The 18,770-nt window shown below is 71.1% G+C and carries 19 protein-coding genes; 5 read left to right on the forward strand and 14 right to left on the reverse strand.

Annotated features, from left to right (window positions below; genetic code table 11):
- Positions 1–37 precede the first annotated feature (37 nt).
- From mqnP to ACGFIW_RS09645, 3 genes are all read right to left on the reverse strand, one after another.
- Positions 38–1,048, reverse strand: coding sequence for a menaquinone biosynthesis prenyltransferase MqnP (gene mqnP / locus ACGFIW_RS09635; RefSeq protein ID WP_393312400.1), 1,011 nt, complete (start codon positions 1,046–1,048; stop codon positions 38–40).
- Positions 1,048–2,508, reverse strand: coding sequence for a menaquinone biosynthesis decarboxylase (locus ACGFIW_RS09640; RefSeq protein ID WP_393312402.1), 1,461 nt, complete (start codon positions 2,506–2,508; stop codon positions 1,048–1,050). The genes mqnP and ACGFIW_RS09640 overlap by 1 nt, the downstream gene beginning before the upstream one ends.
- A 476-nt stretch (positions 2,509–2,984) precedes the next feature.
- Entirely contained in the window at positions 2,985–3,329 is a 345-nt protein-coding gene (locus ACGFIW_RS09645; protein WP_393312404.1) for a hypothetical protein, read from the reverse strand.
- Between the two features lie 27 nt (positions 3,330–3,356).
- On the opposite strand from ACGFIW_RS09645, the gene ACGFIW_RS09650 reads away from it, so the two are divergent.
- Entirely contained in the window at positions 3,357–4,322 is a 966-nt protein-coding gene (locus ACGFIW_RS09650) for an alpha/beta fold hydrolase (protein ID WP_393312406.1), read from the forward strand.
- A gap of 25 nt (positions 4,323–4,347) precedes the next feature.
- Here ACGFIW_RS09650 and ACGFIW_RS09655 read toward each other — a convergent pair whose 3' ends face one another.
- Positions 4,348–4,902, reverse strand: coding sequence for a carboxymuconolactone decarboxylase family protein (locus ACGFIW_RS09655; protein ID WP_393312408.1), 555 nt, complete (start codon positions 4,900–4,902; stop codon positions 4,348–4,350).
- Between the two features lie 83 nt (positions 4,903–4,985).
- Between ACGFIW_RS09655 and ACGFIW_RS09660 the strand changes: the two genes are divergently transcribed.
- Positions 4,986–5,462 carry a MarR family winged helix-turn-helix transcriptional regulator gene (locus ACGFIW_RS09660; protein WP_393312410.1) on the forward strand — a complete coding sequence of 159 codons (477 nt, stop codon included), beginning with the start codon at positions 4,986–4,988 and terminating at the stop codon, positions 5,460–5,462.
- Positions 5,463–5,710: 248 nt separating this feature from the next.
- Positions 5,711–5,911: a hypothetical protein gene (locus ACGFIW_RS09665; RefSeq protein WP_393312412.1), complete on the forward strand. Its 201-nt coding sequence runs from the start codon at positions 5,711–5,713 to the stop codon at positions 5,909–5,911.
- A gap of 46 nt (positions 5,912–5,957) precedes the next feature.
- On the opposite strand, the gene ccsB is transcribed toward ACGFIW_RS09665, so the two are convergent.
- From ccsB to hemL, 6 genes are read right to left on the reverse strand one after another with little or no spacing between them, the layout of a single operon-like run.
- Positions 5,958–6,938 carry a c-type cytochrome biogenesis protein CcsB gene (gene ccsB / locus ACGFIW_RS09670; protein WP_393312414.1) on the reverse strand — a complete coding sequence of 327 codons (981 nt, stop codon included), beginning with the start codon at positions 6,936–6,938 and terminating at the stop codon, positions 5,958–5,960.
- Positions 6,938–8,593 (reverse strand): cytochrome c biogenesis protein ResB, encoded by a 1,656-nt coding sequence (locus ACGFIW_RS09675; RefSeq protein ID WP_393312416.1) that lies wholly within the window; start codon positions 8,591–8,593, stop codon positions 6,938–6,940. The genes ccsB and ACGFIW_RS09675 overlap by 1 nt, the downstream gene beginning before the upstream one ends.
- A complete protein-coding gene (locus ACGFIW_RS09680; protein WP_393312418.1) occupies positions 8,593–9,411 on the reverse strand; it encodes a cytochrome c biogenesis CcdA family protein in 819 nt (272 codons plus the stop codon). The genes ACGFIW_RS09675 and ACGFIW_RS09680 overlap by 1 nt, the downstream gene beginning before the upstream one ends.
- Complete coding sequence (locus ACGFIW_RS09685; protein ID WP_393312420.1) at positions 9,411–9,980, reverse strand: TlpA family protein disulfide reductase; 570 nt, start codon at positions 9,978–9,980, stop codon at positions 9,411–9,413. The genes ACGFIW_RS09680 and ACGFIW_RS09685 overlap by 1 nt, the downstream gene beginning before the upstream one ends.
- Positions 9,980–10,627, reverse strand: coding sequence for a histidine phosphatase family protein (locus ACGFIW_RS09690; protein WP_030334015.1), 648 nt, complete (start codon positions 10,625–10,627; stop codon positions 9,980–9,982). Before ACGFIW_RS09690 ends, ACGFIW_RS09685 begins: the two co-directional genes overlap by 1 nt.
- Before the next feature lie 58 nt (positions 10,628–10,685).
- Positions 10,686–12,029, reverse strand: coding sequence for a glutamate-1-semialdehyde 2,1-aminomutase (gene hemL, locus ACGFIW_RS09695; RefSeq protein ID WP_393312423.1), 1,344 nt, complete (start codon positions 12,027–12,029; stop codon positions 10,686–10,688).
- 178 nt (positions 12,030–12,207) lie between these two features.
- On the opposite strand from hemL, the gene ACGFIW_RS09700 reads away from it, so the two are divergent.
- The gene (locus ACGFIW_RS09700) at positions 12,208–12,543 is read left to right on the forward strand and encodes an STAS domain-containing protein (protein ID WP_393312425.1); all 336 of its coding nucleotides are present in this window, start codon (positions 12,208–12,210) and stop codon (positions 12,541–12,543) included.
- A 118-nt stretch (positions 12,544–12,661) separates the two neighbouring features.
- On the opposite strand, the gene ACGFIW_RS09705 is transcribed toward ACGFIW_RS09700, so the two are convergent.
- Positions 12,662–14,275, reverse strand: coding sequence for an ABC transporter permease (locus tag ACGFIW_RS09705; protein ID WP_393312427.1), 1,614 nt, complete (start codon positions 14,273–14,275; stop codon positions 12,662–12,664).
- Entirely contained in the window at positions 14,272–15,168 is an 897-nt protein-coding gene (locus tag ACGFIW_RS09710) for an ATP-binding cassette domain-containing protein (protein WP_393312429.1), read from the reverse strand. The genes ACGFIW_RS09705 and ACGFIW_RS09710 overlap by 4 nt, the downstream gene beginning before the upstream one ends.
- 92 nt (positions 15,169–15,260) lie before the next feature.
- Between ACGFIW_RS09710 and ACGFIW_RS09715 the strand changes: the two genes are divergently transcribed.
- On the forward strand, positions 15,261–15,758 hold the full coding sequence (locus ACGFIW_RS09715; RefSeq protein WP_393312431.1) for a GbsR/MarR family transcriptional regulator: 498 nt from the start codon (positions 15,261–15,263) through the stop codon (positions 15,756–15,758).
- Between the two features lie 3 nt (positions 15,759–15,761).
- On the opposite strand, the gene ACGFIW_RS09720 is transcribed toward ACGFIW_RS09715, so the two are convergent.
- Both ACGFIW_RS09720 and ACGFIW_RS09725 read right to left on the reverse strand, forming a co-directional pair.
- Positions 15,762–16,316 carry a response regulator gene (locus ACGFIW_RS09720; protein WP_357068745.1) on the reverse strand — a complete coding sequence of 185 codons (555 nt, stop codon included), beginning with the start codon at positions 16,314–16,316 and terminating at the stop codon, positions 15,762–15,764.
- Positions 16,313–18,770 (reverse strand): ATP-binding protein (locus ACGFIW_RS09725; RefSeq protein ID WP_393312433.1); only part of this gene is annotated, 2,458 nt, incomplete at its 5' end. The genes ACGFIW_RS09720 and ACGFIW_RS09725, both read right to left, overlap by 4 nt.

An 18,770-nucleotide genomic window follows, 5' to 3' on the forward strand; every position in this document is an offset into this window, starting at 1 on the left:
CTGGTGCGCACCCCCGGGATCCTCCGCCCGGCCCGCCTCAGGGCCGCAGGTCGAGCCGGATCACCAGGTCGAGCAGGGCGAAGACGAACAGCGCGATGCCGACGAACCCGTTGGCGGTGAAGAACGCCCGGTTGACCCTGCTGAGATCGGTCGGGGTGACCACCAGGTGCTGGTAGCCGAACGCCACCGCGGTCAGTGCGAGCCCGATCCACCAGAGCCAGCCCAGGCCGATCAGCCCGCCGAACCAGATGAACAGCGCGAAGGTCACCACGTGCGCGACGGTGGAGGCGTGCAGCGCGAAGCGGCGACCGTAGCGCGCGGGCACACTGTGCACGCCGATCTCCCGGTCGACCTCGGAATCCTGGCAGGCGTAGATCAGGTCGAAGCCGCCGATCCACAGCCCGACCGCGGCGCCGAGCAGCCACGCCGGCCCGGAGCCGTCCAGGGTGCCGGTGACCGCCAACCACGCGCCGACCGGGCCGACCGCCTGGGCGATCCCGAGGATGGCGTGCGGCCAGTTGGTGAACCGTTTGGCGTAGGGGTAGACGACCAACGGCACCACGGCGAGCGGCGCGAGCACCAGGCAGAGCGGGTTCAGCAGGGCGGCGGCGGCGAGGAAGACCACCACCGCGACGGCCGCGCCGGTCCAGGCCGTCCGCACGCTCACCGCGCCGGTCACCAGTTCCCGGTTGGCGGTACGAGGGTTCCGCGCGTCGATCCGCCGGTCGAGGATCCGGTTGGCGGCCATCGCGAACGTCCGCGCTCCGACCATCGCCACAGTGATCAGCAGCAGGTCCCACCAGCGCACGTGCCCGCCGTTGACCTGCATCGCGGTCAGGGCGGAGAGAAACGCGAACGGCAGCGCGAACACCGAGTGCTCGATCTTGACCAGCTCCAGAAACGCCCGAACCCGCCCCCGTTCCGGCACCGGCTCCCGTTCCCGTTCCCGTTCCCGCGATCTTGCACTTTCTGTCGGGGCAGAAGGGGCGGAAGGGTGCGAATCGGGGACCGAAAGTGCAAGATCGCGGGAGTTGTCGGCGGCGGGCATCAGATCCCGTACTCCTTCCAGCGCTTGTCGACCAGGGCCGTGACCTCGGGTGCCATGGTCATCTCCTCCGGCCAACCGCGGGTGTAGCCCTCGGTGGGCAGCTTGCGGGTCGCGTCGACGCCCGCCTTGCCGCCCCAGAACTGCTGGTACGACGAGTGGTCGAGGTGGTCCACCGGGCCCTCGGTGAGCAGCAGGTCGCGGGCGTAGTCGACGTTGCCGAAGGCCCGGAAGGCGACCTCGTTGTAGTCGTGCACGTCGCAGTCCTCGTCGACGATCACGATCAGCTTGGTCAGCGACATCAGGTGCGCGCCCCAGATCGCGTTCATGACCTTCTGCGCGTGCTTCGGGTAGCGCTTGCGGATCGAGACGATCGCGCAGTTGTGGAAGACACCGGCGGCCGGCAGGTCGTAGTCGACGATGTCCGGGATCATGAGCTTGAGCAGCGGCTGGAAGATCCGCTCGGTGGCCTTGCCGAGGCCGTGGTCCTCCTGCGGCGGCTTCGAGGTGACGATCGAGTGGTAGACCGGCTTGCGCTGCATGGTCATCGCCTCGATGTGCAGCACGGGGAACGGCTCGACCGGGGTGTAGAAGCCGGTGTGGTCGCCGAACGGCCCCTCGGGCAGCCGCTCACCGGGCTCCAGGTAGCCCTCCAACACGATCTGCGCGTGCGCCGGCACCTGCAACGGCACGGTGAGGCAGTCGACCATCTCCACCCGCTCGCCGCGCAGGAACCCGGCGAACAGGTACTCGTCGATGTCGCCGGGCAGCGGGGCGCTTGCCGCGTACGAGACGACCGGATCGCAGCCGATCGCGACCGCGACCGGCAGACGCTGCCCGAGCCGCTCGGCGACCGCGTGGTGGGCCGTCGAGTCCTTGTGGATCTGCCAGTGCATGCCCAGGGTGTTACGACCGTGCTGCTGGAGGCGGTACAGGCCCAGGTTGCGCTTACCGGTCTCCGGGTGCTTGGTGTGGGTCAACCCGTAGTTGTGGAAGATCCCGCCGTCGTCGGGCCAGACCTGCAACCCCGGCAGCCGGTTCAGGTCGACGTCGTCCCCCCGGTAGACGACCTCCTGGCAGGGCGCGGTCTTCACCTTGCGCGGCGGCACCGACTTGAGCTGCATGACCTTGCCGAGGCCCTCCCGGATGCCCGACCAGCCCACCGGCAACTCCGGCTTGATCAGCGCGCCGATCCGGGCACCGATCTCGTCAAGCGAGTCGACGCCGAGGGCCATCGCCATCCGCTTCTCGGTGCCGAACAGGTTGATCGCCACCGGCATCTCGCCCCGGGTCGGGCGCTCGAAGAGCAACGCCGGGCCGCCGGCCCGCACCGTGCGGGTGACCACCTCGCTGATCTCCAGGGTGGGGTCCACCGGGACGTCGACCCGGCGCAGCTCCCCCGCGCGCTCCAGCGCCGCGAGGAAGTCCTTGAGATCGGTGTACGGGAAGCCACGAGCCGCCATACCGCCCAGTCTCCCGCACCGACTCCCGAGCGGCCCCAGCCGGGTGCTGTGACGCTCGCGATGACCCGGGCCCAGCGACCAGCCAGCGCACCCGGCGCAGGCCGCACCGCCCGCACCACCCGCCCTTCCGCGCCCACGTCCGTTCCCCCGCCCTCGTCCCCGCCCCCGCCTTCGTCCCCGTCCCCGCCCGCGCCCGCGTCCCCGCCTTCGCCCGCGCCCGCGTCCTCGCCCTCGCCCCCGCCTTCGCCCCCGCCCTCGCCCCTGCCTTCGCCCCCGCCTTCGCCCACGTCCCCGCCTTCGCCCACGCCTTCGCCCGCGTCCCCGCCTTCGCCCACGCCTTCGCCCGCGTCCGTGCCCCCGCCTTCGCCCACGCCCTCGCCCTCGCCCTCGCCCTCGCTCGCAAGATCTACTCGGGTTTCAGGAAGTCGCGGTGTCCAATGGCCTGGGATGGCCCGACTTCCTGAAACCCGAGTGGATCAACGGCCAGGGTGCAGAACTCGCAGGCATAGCAGGCGGTCGAACGGGTAGCCGGGCAGCCGGAGCCGGGCGACTGCCCGGCAGCCTGGGGGCCGGCAGCGGACAGCCGGCAGCGGACAGCCCGGCGGTGCCGGACGACGGACGACGGTGACGGTGGCGGTGCCGGACAGCCCGGCAGTGCCGGACGACGGACGACGGACGACGGTGACGGCGGCGGCGGCGAACAGCCCGGCGGTGCCGGACGACGGACGGCGGACGACGGTCACGGCGGCGAACAGCCCGGCAGTGCCGGACGACGGACGACGGACGACGGTGACGGCGGACAGCCCGGCGGTGTGCCGCACCGCGGGCGACGGTGACGGTGACGGCGGATGGCGGGAGGGGCGGACGACGGCGGCGGGCAGCCGACGGACCGGCAGGGGCGGACGGCGGACGGGGCGGACGGCGGACGGGGGGCGGCAGTGGGAGGCGAGCGGGTTCCGGCGGGTTTCAGCGAGCAGCGGGCGCGGGTGGGGCAGATCGCCATGAACTACGTCCGGGGCGGCAGCGGTCCGCCGCTGGTGCTCCTGCACGGGTACCCCGAATGCTGGTACATGTGGCGGCACCTGCTGCCCGAGCTGGGGCGCTCCTTCGACGTGGTCGCACCTGATCTGCGCGGTTTCGGCGGCAGCGACGCCCCGGTCGGCGGGTACGACAAGAAGACGGTCGCCGCCGACCTGCACGGCCTGCTCGATCAGCTCGGCCTGACCAGTGACGTCCGTCTGGTCGGGCACGACCTGGGGACCATGGTGGCGTACGCGTACGCCGCCGCCCATCCGCAGCGGGTGAGTCGGCTGGTGCTCAGCGAGGCGCCGATCCCGGACGAGAGCATCTACACGTTCCCCGCGCTCACCTCGGCCGGGCCCGGGGTGTGGAACTTCGGCTACTTCTCCCTTGGCAACGGGCTGCCGGAGGATCTGGTCAGCGGGCGGGAGTCGCTCTGGGTGGACAGGTTCACCGACGCCCTGATGGTGCGCAAGGGCAGCATCGCCGCGCCCGACATCGAGGAGTTCGCCAGCCACCTGCGTGACCCCGCGCACCTGCGGGCCAGCTTCGCCTACTTCCGGGCCTTCAAGCAGGACATCGCGGACAACGCGTCGCACCGGGGCACGAAGCTGACCATGCCGGTGCTGGCGGTCGGGGCGGCGGCCAGCCTCGGCGGGCAGGTCGCCGATCAGGTCCGCCGGTACGCCACCACGGTCCGCGGCGAGGTGGTCGAGGACTGCGGGCACTGGCTGTACGAGGAGCGCCCGGAGGAGATGCTCGCCCTGCTACGCGACTTCCTCGGGGCGGCCTGAGCAGCGGGTGGCCGGCGCGACCCGGTCAGGCAGCGGGCGTCCAGGCATGGGGGGCCAGTGGCGGGTCGAGCGGCGCCTGGGTGAGCCGGTTGGCGAAGGTGGACATGGTGTACGCGCCGACGCCGAGCACCACGTCCAGCGCGTGCCGGGGTTGGTAGCCGGCGGTCAGGAAGTCGTCCAACTCGTCGTCGGGCACTGCGCCCCGGTGGTCGAGGACAGCCAGCGTGAAGTGGCGCAGCGCCTCCAGTCGCGGCTCGGGCAGCGCCGAGCCGGCGCGCAGTGCGGTGATCAGTTCGGCGGTCGCGCCGAGTTGGGTGAGCTTGCCGGTGTGCAGGGCGACGCAGAAATGGCATTCGTGACTGGTGGAGATCGTCAGGATGACCACCTCCCGCTCCAGGGGGGCGAGGTCGGTCTGCTCGAAGCCCGCGCTGGCGGTGAGGAAGCCGGTGAGCAACTGCGGCGAGTCGGCCATCAGCGCAACCGCGCTGGGCAGCCAGCCGAACCGGCCGCGTACGCCCTCGATGGCTCGTCGGGCGGTGGCGGGCGCGGTCTCGGCGGTGTGAGCGGTGAAGACGGGCATGGTTGCCTACTTTTCAGAGTCTGGATCGGAGCACGTTACGATAGTCAACGTGGTTGACGAAATAGTAAACGTGGTTGTCGAACATGGCAACCTCTGATCCCGCGCGGCCCGGCTTCGCGCTGCCGCTGTTGCTGCTGGCCGGCTTCCGGACGGTTATCGACGACCTGCACGCCGAGCTGGCCCGGGAGGGGCATCCGGAGCTGCGACCGCTGCACGGATTCGTGCTCCAGGCCGTCGGCGCGGACGGCACCACCGCCACCGAGCTGGGTCAGCGGCTGGGCATCTCCAAACAGGCCGCGGGCAAGACCGTCGACCGGCTGGTCGCCGTCGGCTACCTGGAGCGGGTCGACGACCCCACCGACGCCCGACGCCGGCTGGTCCGGGTGACCCCACGCGGTGCCGACGGGTTACGCCGCTCGGCCGAGATCTTCGACCGGCTGCGCGAGCGGTGGACCGAGACCCTCGGCCCGGACCGGGTCGACGCCATGGAGGACGACCTGCGCACGATGGCCTCGGCCAACTGGTTCCGCCTCGACGTGCCCGGCTGGTTCGGCGGCTGAACCGTAGGCACGGCGACCCCGCCACGCTGGACGGCCACGCTGCGCAGGATGGGCCAAGGTCCACTCGGGTTTCAGGAAGTCGGTGCCTCCAGCCCGCGGTGATGCCCCGACTTCACGAAACCCGAGTGGATCAACCGCCGACCGGGCGCGGGACAACGCCATATTGCCGAACCAGCGCCGGTGTCAAGCCTGGCGGGGACATCGCACCGATCGTGGCGCAACGGCGGGACACGGGGCATGGTGGATTCATGTCGGACGCCTACGTCGTCGGCGACCCGGACGGGTTGTCTCCGCTGCTTGTCACGATTCGCGACGCCGTCGCCCGGGAGTTGCACGCCCAACTGGCGCTGCGCGGCGAACGGTTCGAGCTGGCCGACCTGCCGGAGGTGTCGTACCAGGTCACCATCCAGGTCGAGCGGGCCCTGCGGGCCTGGCGACCCACGCGGTAGACGCGTACGAGCCACGGCCGGCAACACGGGAACGCCGGCTAGCGGATCAGTCCAGCCCGCCGTACGAGTGCAGGCCGGTGAAGAAGATGTTCACGCCGAACAGGTTCATCAGCATGGTGAGGAAGCCGAGCACCGCGAGCCAGGTGGCCACGTTGCGCTTGACGCTGGGCGTGGCACGGGCGTGCAGGTAGCCGGCGTAGACGACCCAGGAGATGAACGCCCAGGTCTCCTTCGGGTCCCAGCCCCACGGTCGACCCCAGGCCGCCTCGGCCCAGATCGCGCCGGCGATCACCGCGAACGTGAAGATCGGGAACGCGAACGCGTGCAGCGCGAAGGTCAGCCGCTCCAGGCCGACCGCGCTGGGCAGCCGCTTCGCCAGGGTGTACGGGAAGCTCCGCTTACCCTGCTGCTCGTACCCGTTGCGCATCAGGAAGCCGACCGCCGGCACCGCGCCGAGCAGGAAGATGCCGGACGCGAAGACGATGGTCGAGACGTGGATGACGAACCAGTACGAGTTCAGGGCCGGCACCAGCGGCACGATCGGCACGTACAGGACCAGTTCGGCGGTGGCCACGAGCAGGACCATCACCAGGGTGAGGAACAGCCCGAGCTTACGCAGCGACGGCCGCTTCCAGAGCACCACGAGCCAGGCCGCGACCCCGATGAACGTCACCGTGAGCACGAACTCGTACATGTTGCCCCAGGGCATCCGGTCCGCCGCGAGACCGCGGGTGACAAGCGCCGCGAGGTGCAGCACGGCGGCGAGCGCGGTGGCACCCACCGCGACCAGGCCGGCGATCCGTGGCCGACGCGTCGAAGCGTCGGCCGACGGCGGGACCGGCGCGGGTGACTTCGGGGTGACGACGCCACCACCGCCGACTCCCGCACCCACCAGCTCGCGGGCGGGCGACGCCACGGCGACCCGGGTACGGGCGTTGCCCAGCGCGTACTCGACGGCGTGGCTGATCATCGCGATCAGGTACGTCAGGATCGCGAAGGTCACCAGATTGTCGGAGAGCGCGGACATCACTCGGTCCCTTCTCGCACACCGGCCCGGTCGTTGGAGTCAGCGTCGGTGCCGGCCCGCTCGGCAGCCCGGTCGGCACCGCTGACAGCGGTGACGAGCTGGGCGAACTCGTCGGCGAACCCTGGATAGTCGGTGCGCGGCAGCCCACCGGCCTCCACCAAGCTACTACCGCCCGTCGGAGATCCGTTCGCGGGGTCGCCCGGCACCACCCGGAAGAAGACCCGGCGACGTCGACCGAACAGCGAGCCCATCAACCCGACCAGCAGGGCAGCGCAGCTGAACAGCAGCGGGGTCGCACCGGGATCGTGCCGGATGGAGAGGGTGACGTACCGCTCGGTGCCCACGAACTCGACAGTGGAGCCGTCGTCCAACGTCCAGGTCTCGCCCTTGCGGAGCAGTTTGGTGCCGACCTCCTTGACCTTGCCGGTCCGCACCTGCCGCTGGTCGAGTTGGTAGATCGAGCCGGGGATACCAGCGTCCCGGCCGAGGTTGCCCCGGTAGGCGACCAGGTTCAGCACCGGGTTGCGCTCGGCCGGATACTGCGAGCGCACGAACGGTGCCTGCTCGGGTGCCGTGGGCAGGTAGATGCCGGTGAACGCCATCTGCTGGTCCGGTGCGCGCTGGCCGGTGGCCGGGTCGACGTTCGCGTCCGCGAAGGCCGCCAGCCCTTCGCTGGTCAGGCCCATGTCACCGGTGGTGAGGAAGGGGTCGTCACTGAGCTGGCTGTTGCCGAACCGGTCGGTGTAGCGGATCACCGGGGCGTACCCGTGGCCGAGCAGGTAGACGCTCGCGTCCTTCAGTCGCAGCGGCGAGTTGACCGAGAAGTCCGCGCGGCGGGTCGGCTCGTCCGGGCCGTCGACGGTGACCGTGGCGTTGAAGGACTCCGGCTGGCCGGACGGCAGGAACCGGGCCTGGAAGTCGTCCAACCGCAGGCAGAAGCGGGGCAGGTCGGCGCTGTCCACCCGTGGGCCGAGCTTCGCCTCGGCGTACTGCTGGCGGGTGTTGCAGAACGTGTTGTCCTTGCCTGCCACCAGCAGCCGGTTGCCGCTCCAGCCGTACCAGGAGCCGAGCCCGACGCCGATCAGCACCGCGATCAGCGAGATGTGGAACAGCAGGTTGCCGGTCTCCTTGAGGTAGCCCTTCTCGGCCGAGACCTCGTCGCCGCGGACCTCGACGCGCCAGCGGCGCTTGCGCAGCACCTCGGCAATCGCCGCCGTGCCACCCGGCGGGGCGGGCAGCACGGTGTGCTGCGGCAGCCGGGCCATCCGCTTCGGCGCGGCCGGCGGCCGGGACCGCAACGCCCGGACGTGGTCGCGCAGGCGGGGCGTGATGCAGCCGATCAGGGAGGTGAACAGCAGCACGTAGATCGCGGAGAACCAGACCGAGCCGAAGACCTCGAACGCGCCGATCCGGTCCAGTCGGGGGGCCCAGTCCGGGTGGTCGACGAAGTACTTGTTGACCTTTTCCGGGCTGATCCCCCGCTGCGGCAGCACCGAGCCGGGGATCGCGGCGACCGCGAGCAGGAAGAGCAGGATCAGCGCCGTACGCATGCTGGTGAGCTGCCGCCACGAGTTGCGCAGCAGGGCGAGCAGCCGGTTGGGCCGGCGCCGGGGTGCCGGGGCCACGGTCTCCGGTCGGTCGTCGACGACAGTCATCAGATGCTCACCTCGCCCACCCCGACGGTGGTCTGCAACCAGATCACGAAGCTCTGCCATCCACCGGTGACCAGCGCCAGGCCGATCAGGATGAGCAGGGCGCCGCCGACCCGGGTGACCCAGCGGCTGTTGCGCCGGACGGCGCGGAAGACCCCGAGCAGGCGTTCGAAGCCCAGCCCGAAGACGATGAACGGTATCCCCAACCCGAGGCAGTACGCCACGGCGAGCACCACGGCGCGGTCGCTCTGCCCGCTGGCGGTGGCCATGCCCATCACCGCGCCGAGCGTCGGGCCGGTGCAGGGCACCCAGCTGAGGGCGAAGACCGCGCCGAAGACCGGCGCGCCGAGCAGCCCGGCCGACGGCAGTCGGGAGATCCGGAACTCGCGTTGCAGCGTGGGGATCATCCCGAGGTAGCTCAGCCCGGCCACGATGATCAGCACGCCGACGCCGATCTGCAACTCGCGCTTGTAGTCGAAGAAGACCCGGCCGATGCTGGCGAAGAGGATCGCGGTGGCCACGAAGACGACGGTGAAGCCGCCGATGAAGAGCAGCGTGCCGGCGAGCACCCGGCCCTTGACCGCGCCGACCCGCGCGACCCGCTCCTTGACCGCGACACCGCCGGTGGGTGGTGGGGACTCGGCCGCCGGACGTCGGCCTTCGAGGTCGGCGCCGGCGAGACCTGTGACGTACGAGAGGTAACCGGGGACGAGCGGGAGCACGCACGGGGACAGGAAGCTGACCAGGCCGGCGAGCGCCGCCGCGCCCATGGCGAGCAGCAGCGGCCCGGTGAGGGCCAACTCCCGGAAGGTCTCGCCCATCAGCCCGACGCCGGCTTCTCGGCGGCGATCCGTTCGACGAAAGGCATCAGCTCGTCCTTCGTCACGGCACGACGGATCACCACCGCGATGCGGCCCTCCCGGTCGAGCACCACTGTCGCCGGGACGGTGTTCGGCGGGATGTCCAGGTCGAGCGCCAGACGGCTGGACGGGTCGAAGAGGCTCGGATAGGTGACCCGGCCCTCCTCGAACGCCTTGGCCTTGTCCCGCTCGTCCTGCACGTTGGCGCCGAGGAAGGTCACCCCGGAGCCCTTGGTGGCCTGGTAGACGGCTTCCAGGTCGTCGGCCTCGGCGCGGCACGGCGCGCACCAGGAGCCCCAGAAGTTGACCACCACGACCTGCCCGCGGGCCTGGTTGACGTCGTAGGTGCCGCCGGTGAGCAGCTCACCGGCGAGCTTCGGAGGGGCCGAACGCTGGTCCGGTGCGCACTCGATGATGCCGTCGGAGGTGGTCGAGCAGGTCTTCTCCTGCCCCTTCGACGACGTGCAGCCCACCAGCGCCACCGCGGCGACGGCGGCGAGCAGGCCGGCGGTCCACCTCCGGGCGTTCATCAGGCCCCCTTGGCCGTCCGGGCTGTCGCGGAGAGGGCGATCAGGTGCGCGGCCGGCTCGCTGTAGCCGATGCCCACCACCTTCGCGCCGTCGAAGTGGAACGAGGTGAGGCTCGCCAGCCCGCACTGCCGCTTGCGCGGGTCGTGCCAGAGCCGCTTGCGCTCGACGTACCGGCGTAGCGTCCAGATCGGGAGCTGGTGCGACACCAGCACCGCCTCGCGCCCCTCGGCGGCGACCCGCGCGGCGTGCACGGCGGCGAACATCCGCTCGGCGATCACCCGATACGCCTCGCCCCAGGAGGGGGTCACCGGGTCGCGCAGCACCCACCAGTTGCGCGGGTCGCGGAACGAACCGTCACCGGGGGACACCTTCTTGCCCTCGAACCAGTTGGCGCTCTCGATCAGCCGCTCGTCCACCCCGACCGGCAGTCCGAACTGGGCGGCGATCGGCTCGGCGGTCTGCTGGGCGCGCTCCAGTGGGCTGGCCACCACGTGCACGATCTCCCGCTCGGCCAGGCCCTGCGCGGCGGCCTTGGCCATCTGCACGCCCAGCTCGGAGAGGCGGAAACCGGGCAGCCGGCCGTAGAGGATCTGGTCGGGGTTGTGCACCTCACCGTGCCGGAGCACGTGGACCACCGTCTTGCTCACCGCTGCGCCCCCCTTGTTCGCGACTGCGGGGCTCGCAGAACGGGCTCGCTCCTCGTGCTCACGCCAACCCCCCGTGACCAGCCGCTGCCGCCGCGTTGGCCGCCGTGGGCAGCGCTGCGGCGATGTGCTCCAGAGCGGCGTCGTCGAGCGCCGCCGAGACGAACCACGATTCGAACGCGCTCGGCGGCAGGTAGACGCCGGCGGCGAGCATCGCGTGGAAGAACGCCTTGAACGCCGGCACCTGCTGGGTGCGGGCGCTGTCGTAGTCGACCACGTCGGCGTCGGTGAAGAAGATCGAGAACATGCTGCCCGCGTACGACAGTCGGTGCGGGACCCCGGCGGCGGCCAGCGCGTCGGACGCCAGCTTGCCCACGACGGCGGCCGTGTCGTCGAGACGGCGGTAGAGCGCGTCGTCGGCGAGCCGCAGCGTGGCCAGGCCGGCGGCGCAGGCCAGCGGGTTACCGGAGAGGGTGCCGGCCTGGTAGACCGGGCCGGCCGGGGCCAGCCGCGCCATGATGTCCGCGCGCCCGCCGAAGGCCGCGGCGGGCAGGCCACCACCCATGACCTTGCCGTACGTCCACAGGTCGGCGTCGGAGGCGTCGAGGCCGTGCCACCCGGCGCGGGAGACCCGGAACCCGGTCATCACCTCGTCCACGACGAGCAGTGCGCCGTGCGCGTGCGCGATCCGGGCGAGCTGCTGGTTGAAACCGTCGCGGGGGGCGACCACGCCCATGTTGCCGGCGGCGGCCTCGGTGATCACCGCGGCGATGTGCGGGCCCTCGGCGGCGAACGCCTCCTCGACGGCCCGGATGTCGTTGTACGGAAGGACGATCGTCTCGCTGGCCGCCGCACCGGTGACACCGGGCGAGTCGGGCAGGCCCAGGGTGGCCACGCCGGACCCGGCGGAGGCGAGCAACGCGTCGACGTGGCCGTGGTAGCAGCCCGCGAACTTGACGATCTTGGAGCGGCCGGTGAAGCCCCGGGCCAGCCGGATCGCCGACATGGTGGCCTCGGTGCCGGAGTTGACAAGCCGGACCTGCTCCATCGGGGTCCGGTCGACCAGTTCGGCGGCCAACTCCACCTCACCCGGGGTGGGGGTGCCGAAGCTGGTGCCCCGAGCGGCGGCGGCCTGCACGGCGGCCACCACCTCGGGATGCGCGTGCCCGAGGATCAGCGGACCCCACGAGCAGACCAGGTCGACGTAGCGGCGACCGTCGGCGTCGTACAGCCACGGGCCCTCGCCACGGACCATGAAACGCGGGGTGCCGCCGACGGCCTGGAAGGCGCGCACGGGGGAGTTCACCCCGCCCGGCACGATGGCGCGGGCGCGGTCGAACAGGGCCTCGGAGGCCGGTGCGTCGGCCGGGTAACGGCCGGAACCGGCGGGAAAGATGTCGGTCACGATGCCGCCATTGTGTCAGCGCCACACGGCCAACCAGCAGCCACCCCGCGGTGGGGTTACCGGGCTCACCCCGGGCCGGCGTCGCGTCGGCGGCGGCGGCGTGGGGCTCGTGACCTCGGTGGGTGGCGGCTCGCGGCCTCAACAGGCCGGGCCGGGCAGATCGCGCTAGGCTGACCCGGTGGATCGTGCCGAACTGTCCATCACGCTACACCGAACGGGCGACGAAGCAGTGCTGCGCCTGGCCGGTGAGATCGACATGCTCACGGCCGCCCAGCTCTCCACCGTCGTCAACGAGGTGCTGGCCGACCCACCCCCGCGGATCGTGCTCGACCTGGGCGGTGTCACCTTCTGTGACTCGCAGGGCCTGGGCACCCTCGTCGTGCTCAGCCGCAAGGCCAGCCACGCGCAGAGCCTGCTGTTGCTGACCCACGTGGGCGACTTCCTGATCCGCGTCCTGGACATCACCGGCCTCCGCAGCGCCCTGATGATCCGCAACGACCAACCCACCGGCTAACCCACCCCACCCCACCCCGCCCCACCCCACCCCGCCCCGCCCACCCTCATCGGTTGATCATGAGGTTGACGGGCGATTTGGCGTCCGTACCACCCGCCAACCTCATGATCAACGCGGGTCACTGGGTGGGGATGTCGCGGGATCGGAAGGTTAGGACCCCGAGGGTCAGGAGGGCTGCCGCTACTGCCGTCAGGGCGGCCAGCGGGGCTGCCTGCCAGCCCTGGCTGAGGACCTGCGGGGTGTGGGTGAACGGGGAGACGTCCAGCGCCCACTGGTCCAGTTCCAGCACCGCGCCGAGCTGACCGAGCAGCAGGCAGCCGGCGAGCACCGCCCAGGCACCCCCGGAGAAACGGGGCAGCCAGCCGACCAGCAGCGCCGCCAGCCCGGCCAGCACCCAGGCCGCCGGCACCTGGGCCAGCCCCGCACCGAGCAGTCGCGGCAACTCGCCGCCGACGTCGGAGACGCTGAGCCCGTAGGCCAGCCCGACGGCCAGCCCGGCGACGGTCAGCACCACCGCGGGGCCGAGCAGCGCGAAGACCAGATGCGAGGCCAGCCAGCGGGTGCGGCTCACCGCCGTCGCGACCAACGGTTCGGCCCGGCCGTCGGTCTCCTCCGCCCGTGCCCGCAGCGCGGCCTGGACGCCGTACCCGGCGGCGGCCAGCGCGGTCAGGCTCAACGTCCCACCGAGGTACGCCTCGGCAAGCGCCGAGCTGCCGCCGAGCCGGGACACGATCTCGGAAACCTGCTGGTTGCCCCGCACCGCCTCGCCGGCCGCGTCCGCCGCCCCGCCGAGCACCAGGCCGAGCGACCCGAAACCGACGGTCCAGCCGAACAGGGGGCCCCGGTGCAACCGCCAGGCCAGGCCGAACGGGCCGGCCAGCCCCGCACCGGCGGCGGCCGGGCCGAGCCGAGCCGGAAACACCCCGGCGCCGAGGTCACGGCGGACCGAGACGGGGTACGCGACGAGCACGACCGCCGCGCTGAACAGCACCGGCAGCAGTAGGACCCACAGTCGCTCGTCGGCGTAGGCGCGGCTCCGTGCCGCCCAGCCCAGCGGCGACAGCCAGCTCAGCCACTCGGCGCTCCCGCCGGTGCCGCCGGACCCACCGGCGTCGCCACCCAACCGCAGCACGAAGGCCAGCCCGAGTGTGCCCAGGCCGATCCCACGGGCCCCACTCGCACTCTCGGTGAGCTGCGCGGCCAGCCCGCCGACCGTGGCGAAGACGACGCCGGTGAGTGCCACGCCGGCACCGAAGAGCACCGAACCCGCGCCGGGCAGGCCGGCCGCGACCAGGCCGCCGGCGATGAGCAGGCCGAGCGACACGTTCGCGGCGTACGTCACCAGCAGCGCGGCGGTCAGCCCGGCGTACCGGCCCAGCACTGTGGCGCCGAGCAGCTCCCGCCGACCGGCCTCCTCCTCGGTGCGGGTGTGCCGCACGACGGTGAGCACGCTGACCAGCGCGGCGATCAACGCCAGCAGACCGGCGCGTTGGACGGTGAGCGCTCCGACGCTGTCGCCGTACACCGGACCGAGCAGGGCGACGATCGACGGGTTGCTCGCCGTGCCGGTGAGGTACGCGGCCCGCTCGGCGGCGGTCGGGTACAGCCCCTCGTACGCGCTGGCGTAGCTGGCCGGCAGCACCGCCAGCAGCAGAACCCAGATCGGCAGCAGCACCCGGTCCCGGCGCAGGATGAGGCGGACCAGGTGCCGGGTCCCGGTGAACGCCGTCATGACCGCACCTGCTCGGCCTGGTAGTGCCGCAGGAACAGCTCCTCCAGTGTCGGCGGCTGGCTGACCAGGCTCCGTACGCCGATCTCGGTGAGCCGTCGCAGCGCGGAGTCCAGCGCGGCACTCTCCACGTCGAAGCGCACCCGGTGCCCGTCCACCCGCAGTCCGTGCACGCCGGCGAGCTGGCCCAACCCGTCCGCCGAGCCGGTCAGCTCCGCCTCGATCGAGGTGCGGCGCAGGTGACGCAGGTCGGTCAGGGTGCCGGTCTCCACGTCCCGCCCGTTGCGGATGATCGTCACCCGGTCGCAGAGCGCCTCCACCTCGGCCAGGATGTGGCTGGAGAGCAGCACGGTGCGACCGTCGGCCTTCGCCCGGCGGACCCAGTGCTGGAACACCTCCTCCATCAGCGGGTCCAGCCCGGAGGTCGGCTCGTCCAGGATGAGCAGTTCGGCGTCCGAGGCGAGGGCCGCCACCAGGCCGACCTTCTGGCGGTTGCCCTTGGAGTAGGCCCGCCCCTTCTTGCGCGGGTCCAGCTCGAAGGTGTCCAGCAGCTCGGCCCGCCGGGTCGGGTCCAGACCGCCGCGCATCCGGCCGAGCAGGTCGATGACCTCGCCGCCGGAGAGGTTGGGCCAGAGCGTCACGTCGCCCGGCACGTACGCCAGCCGGCGGTGCAGGGCGACCGCGTCGCGCCACGGGTCACCGTCGAGCAGGCGGACGACCCCCGCGTCCGTCCGCAGCAGGCCGAGCAGTGCCCGGATGGCCGTCGACTTGCCGGCGCCGTTCGGGCCGAGGAAGCCATGCACCTCGCCGGTGCGGACGGTCAGGTCCAGACCGTCGAGCGCCCGGGTCCGGCCGAAGGTCTTGACCAGCCCGGACACCGCAATGGGAGTTTCCATATCTCGGAAGCTACACTCGTTTCACAAAGTTGTGAAGACAGAGTGGGCCGGGCACCATCGGGGCCCACCAGAGCACCTCAGGAAGGACCGCCATGGCAGCCGCTGACGGCCACGACCCGGTGCACCTCTTCGTCGAGCGGATGGCCCTGACCTTCGCCGAGGTCGGTTTCCCGCGAATGGCCGCCCGGGTGTTGTTCACCGTGATGAGCGCCGACGACCCGTTGACCGCCGCCGAGATCGGCGACCGGCTCGGGGTGAGCGCGGCGGCGGTCAGCGGCGCGGTCCGCTACCTCACCCAGTTCGGCATGCTGATCCGCGAGCCGGTCCCCCGGTCCCGCCGGGACCGCTACCGAATGCCGGACAACCCCTGGTACGAGGGCACCATCACCAAGACGGGGATCTACAAGACCTTCATCGACGTGGCCGAGGGCGGCGTGCTCGCCCTGAACGGTCCGGAGACACCGGCCGGCGAGCGAGTGGCGGAGATGCGCGACTTCTTCATCTTCGTCCAGGAGGAGATCGAATCGTTGGGCGAGCGCTGGCGGGCTCGCCGGGCCGCCACCGGCCACGTTCGACCCGACGAGACCTGAGCGTCAGGCCGTGTTGCCCCAGCGAGCCTGCTCCAGCATGCGGACCGCCCGGTCGTGGGCCTCCACGTTGTCGGAACGGAGCAGCGTGGTCGCCTCGTCGACCGCGTCGGTCAGCCGCCGCCACTGCGTGTCGCGCTCGCGCACCAGGTCCGACTGGGTGGCCAACTGCCGGGTCTTCACCCACAGCTCGACGAAGACCGACACCTTGGCCCGCAACACCCACGGGTCGAACGGCTTGGTCAGGTAGTCCACCGCACCCACCTGGTAGCCCCGCAGGGCGAGCTGGGCGTCCCGGTCGGCGGCGGTGAGGAAGATGATCGGCACGTGCCGGGTCCGCTCCCGGCGCTTGATGTGGCTCGCCGTCTCGAAGCCGTCCATGTCCGGCATCTGCGCGTCCAACAGGATCACCGCGAAGTCGTCCACGAGGAGCTGCTTGAGCGCCGCCTCACCGCTCTCCACCGCCACGGACTGGACCGGCAGGCCCTGGAGGATCGCCTCCAGGGCCGTCAGATTCTGCCGCCGGTCGTCCACGAGCAGCGCCTTGGCGATCTGGGTCACGAAGTCTCCTCGGTCCGGCTGCCGTTGATCCAGGACGACATCAACTCGATCAAGTCGTCCAGGTCGACCGGCTTGGTGATGTAGTCGCTGCCGCCGGCCGCGAGCGCCGACTCGCGGTCGCCCGGCATGGCCTTCGCGGTCAGGAAGACCACCGGCAGATCGGCGAACCGATGGTTGCGGCGGATCTGGCGGGTGGTCTCGTAACCGTCCTGGTCCGGCATCATGGCGTCCATCAGCACGATGTCCACCTCCGGATGCTCGGCCAACAGGCGGACGCCGTCCGCCCCGTTGTCCGAGTACAGCACGGTCATCCCGTGCAACTCCAACGCGCTGGTCAAGGCGAAGACGTTGCGGACGTCGTCGTCCACGATCAGCACCGTGGCGCCATCCAGTTGCCGGGTGGCCGGTGCCTCCGCCCGCTCCGGCAGCAACTCCAGCGGCGGCATCAGCAACGACGACGGCAGGCCGGCACGCTGCGGCGACGGGAGCTGAGGCGCGACCACGGCATCCGGGGCCAGCACCTGCGGCACGAACAGGGTGAAGGTCGAACCCTGACCGGGAGCGGACGACACGGTGATCGTGCCGCCGATCAGCCGGGCCAGATCACGACTGATCGACAGGCCCAGCCCGGTGCCGCCGTAGCGGCGGCTGGTCGTGCCGTCGGCCTGCTGGAACGCCTCGAAGATGATCGACAACTTGTCGTCGGAGATGCCGATCCCGGTGTCGATCACGGTGAACGCGATCACCTGCTGGGCATTCGTCAACGCCGGCACGTCGAAGACCGCGTTGTCCGCCGCCGGGGCGATCCGCAACGTCACCGCACCGTTGTCGGTGAACTTCACCGCGTTGGAGAGCAGGTTGCGCAGGATCTGCTGCAACCGCTGCGCGTCGGTCACCAGCGCCGGCGGCAGCTCCTTGCTCACCCGTACCTGGAAGTCCAGGTTCTTCTCCTCGGCCTGCGGTGCGAACGCCTGCTCGACGTAGCCGCGGAGCTCGGCGAAGCGGATCTCGGTCGGCTCGACGTCCATCCGGCCCGCCTCGATCTTGGACAGATCGAGGATGTCGTCGATCAGCCGCAGCAGGTCGGAACCCGACCCGTGGATGGTCTTCGCGAACTCGATCTGCTTCGGGCTGAGGTTCTGCTCCGAGTTCTCCGCCAGCAGACGGGCCAGCAGCAGCAACGAGTTCAGCGGCGTACGCAGCTCGTGGCTCATGTTGGCCAGGAACTCCGACTTGTACGCCGATGCCCTGGTCAGCTGCTGCGCCTTCTCCTCCAGGCCCAACCGGGCCAGCTCGATCTCCCGGTTCTTCGTCTCGATGTTGCCCTTCTGCTCGGAGAGCAGGGTGGCCTTCTCCTCCAACTCGGCGTTGGTGCGCTGCAACTCCGCCGACTGCTCCTGCATCTCGTGCGCCAGCCGCTGCGACTGGGCCAGCAACTCCTCCGTACGCCGGTTGGCCTGGATGGTGTTGACCGCGATGCCGATGGTGAGCACCAGCCGCTCCAGGAACGACAGGTGCAGCTCGGAGAAGGTCGACACGCTGGCGAACTCGATCACACCGAGCAGCTCCCCCTCGAACAGCACGGGGAGCACCACCAGGTCGGACGGGGGTGTCTCGGCCAGACCGGAGCGCAGGGTGAGCCGGCTGTCCGGCGAGGCGTTGACCCGGATCGTGCGGCGGGACAGCGCGGTCTGCCCGACCAAACCCTCACCCGGACCGAAGGTGACATCGTGCCCCCGCGCCACGTACCCGTACGAGGAGGTCAGCCGCAGCCGCATGCTGCCGTCGGTGTCGTCGGCCAGGAAGAAGGCACCGAGCTGGGCGTCGACCAGCGGGGTCACCTCCGTCATGATCATGCGGCAGACCTCGCCGAGGTCGCGCTGGCCCTGCAACAGGCCGCCGATCCGGGCGAGATTGGAGTCCAGCCAGCCCTGCTCTGCGTTCTTCTTGGTCGTCTCCCGGAGCGTGACGACCATCTGGTTGATGTTGTCCTTCAGCTCGGCGACCTCGCCCTGCGCCTTGACCGCGATCCGCTGGGTCAGGTCGCCCCGGGTCACCGAGGTGGACACCTGGGCGATGGCCCGCAGCTGCGTGGTCAGCGTCGAGGCGAGCTGGTTGACGTTCTCGGTGAGGTCCCGCCAGGTGCCGGAGACGCCCTTCACCTGGGCCTGACCGCCGAGCTTGCCCTCGATGCCCACCTCACGCGCGACCCGGGTCACCTCGTCGGCGAACGACGACAACTGGTCCACCATCGTGTTGACAGTCGACTTCAGCTCCAGGATCTCGCCCTGGGCGTCCACGGTGATCTTCTGCGACAGGTCACCCTTCGCCACGGCGGTGGTCACCGAGGCGATGTTGCGGACCTGACTGGTCAGGTTCGACGCCATCGAGTTCACGTCGTCGGTCAGGTCCCGCCAGGTGCCGGCAACCCCGCGCACCTGAGCCTGACCACCG

The sequence above is a fragment of the Micromonospora sp. NPDC048935 genome (genome assembly GCF_043197875.1).
Lineage (GTDB): Bacteria > Actinomycetota > Actinomycetes > Mycobacteriales > Micromonosporaceae > Micromonospora.

Excerpts from the sequence above, each read along its gene's own strand:
- mqnP (WP_393312400.1), bottom strand. The coding sequence starts at position 1,048 with ATGCCCGCCGCCGACAACTCCCGCGATCTTGCACTTTCGGTCCCCGAT.
- ACGFIW_RS09640 (WP_393312402.1), bottom strand. The coding sequence starts at position 2,508 with ATGGCGGCTCGTGGCTTCCCGTACACCGATCTCAAGGACTTCCTCGCG.
- ACGFIW_RS09650 (WP_393312406.1), top strand. The coding sequence starts at position 3,357 with ATGGCGGGAGGGGCGGACGACGGCGGCGGGCAGCCGACGGACCGGCAG.
- ACGFIW_RS09655 (WP_393312408.1), bottom strand. The coding sequence starts at position 4,902 with ATGCCCGTCTTCACCGCTCACACCGCCGAGACCGCGCCCGCCACCGCC.
- ACGFIW_RS09660 (WP_393312410.1), top strand. The coding sequence starts at position 4,986 with ATGGCAACCTCTGATCCCGCGCGGCCCGGCTTCGCGCTGCCGCTGTTG.
- ACGFIW_RS09665 (WP_393312412.1), top strand. The coding sequence starts at position 5,711 with ATGTCGGACGCCTACGTCGTCGGCGACCCGGACGGGTTGTCTCCGCTG.
- ccsB (WP_393312414.1), bottom strand. The coding sequence starts at position 6,938 with ATGTCCGCGCTCTCCGACAATCTGGTGACCTTCGCGATCCTGACGTAC.
- ACGFIW_RS09675 (WP_393312416.1), bottom strand. The coding sequence starts at position 8,593 with ATGACTGTCGTCGACGACCGACCGGAGACCGTGGCCCCGGCACCCCGG.
- ACGFIW_RS09680 (WP_393312418.1), bottom strand. The coding sequence starts at position 9,411 with ATGGGCGAGACCTTCCGGGAGTTGGCCCTCACCGGGCCGCTGCTGCTC.
- ACGFIW_RS09685 (WP_393312420.1), bottom strand. The coding sequence starts at position 9,980 with ATGAACGCCCGGAGGTGGACCGCCGGCCTGCTCGCCGCCGTCGCCGCG.
- ACGFIW_RS09705 (WP_393312427.1), bottom strand. The coding sequence starts at position 14,275 with ATGACGGCGTTCACCGGGACCCGGCACCTGGTCCGCCTCATCCTGCGC.
- ACGFIW_RS09710 (WP_393312429.1), bottom strand. The coding sequence starts at position 15,168 with ATGGAAACTCCCATTGCGGTGTCCGGGCTGGTCAAGACCTTCGGCCGG.
- ACGFIW_RS09715 (WP_393312431.1), top strand. The coding sequence starts at position 15,261 with ATGGCAGCCGCTGACGGCCACGACCCGGTGCACCTCTTCGTCGAGCGG.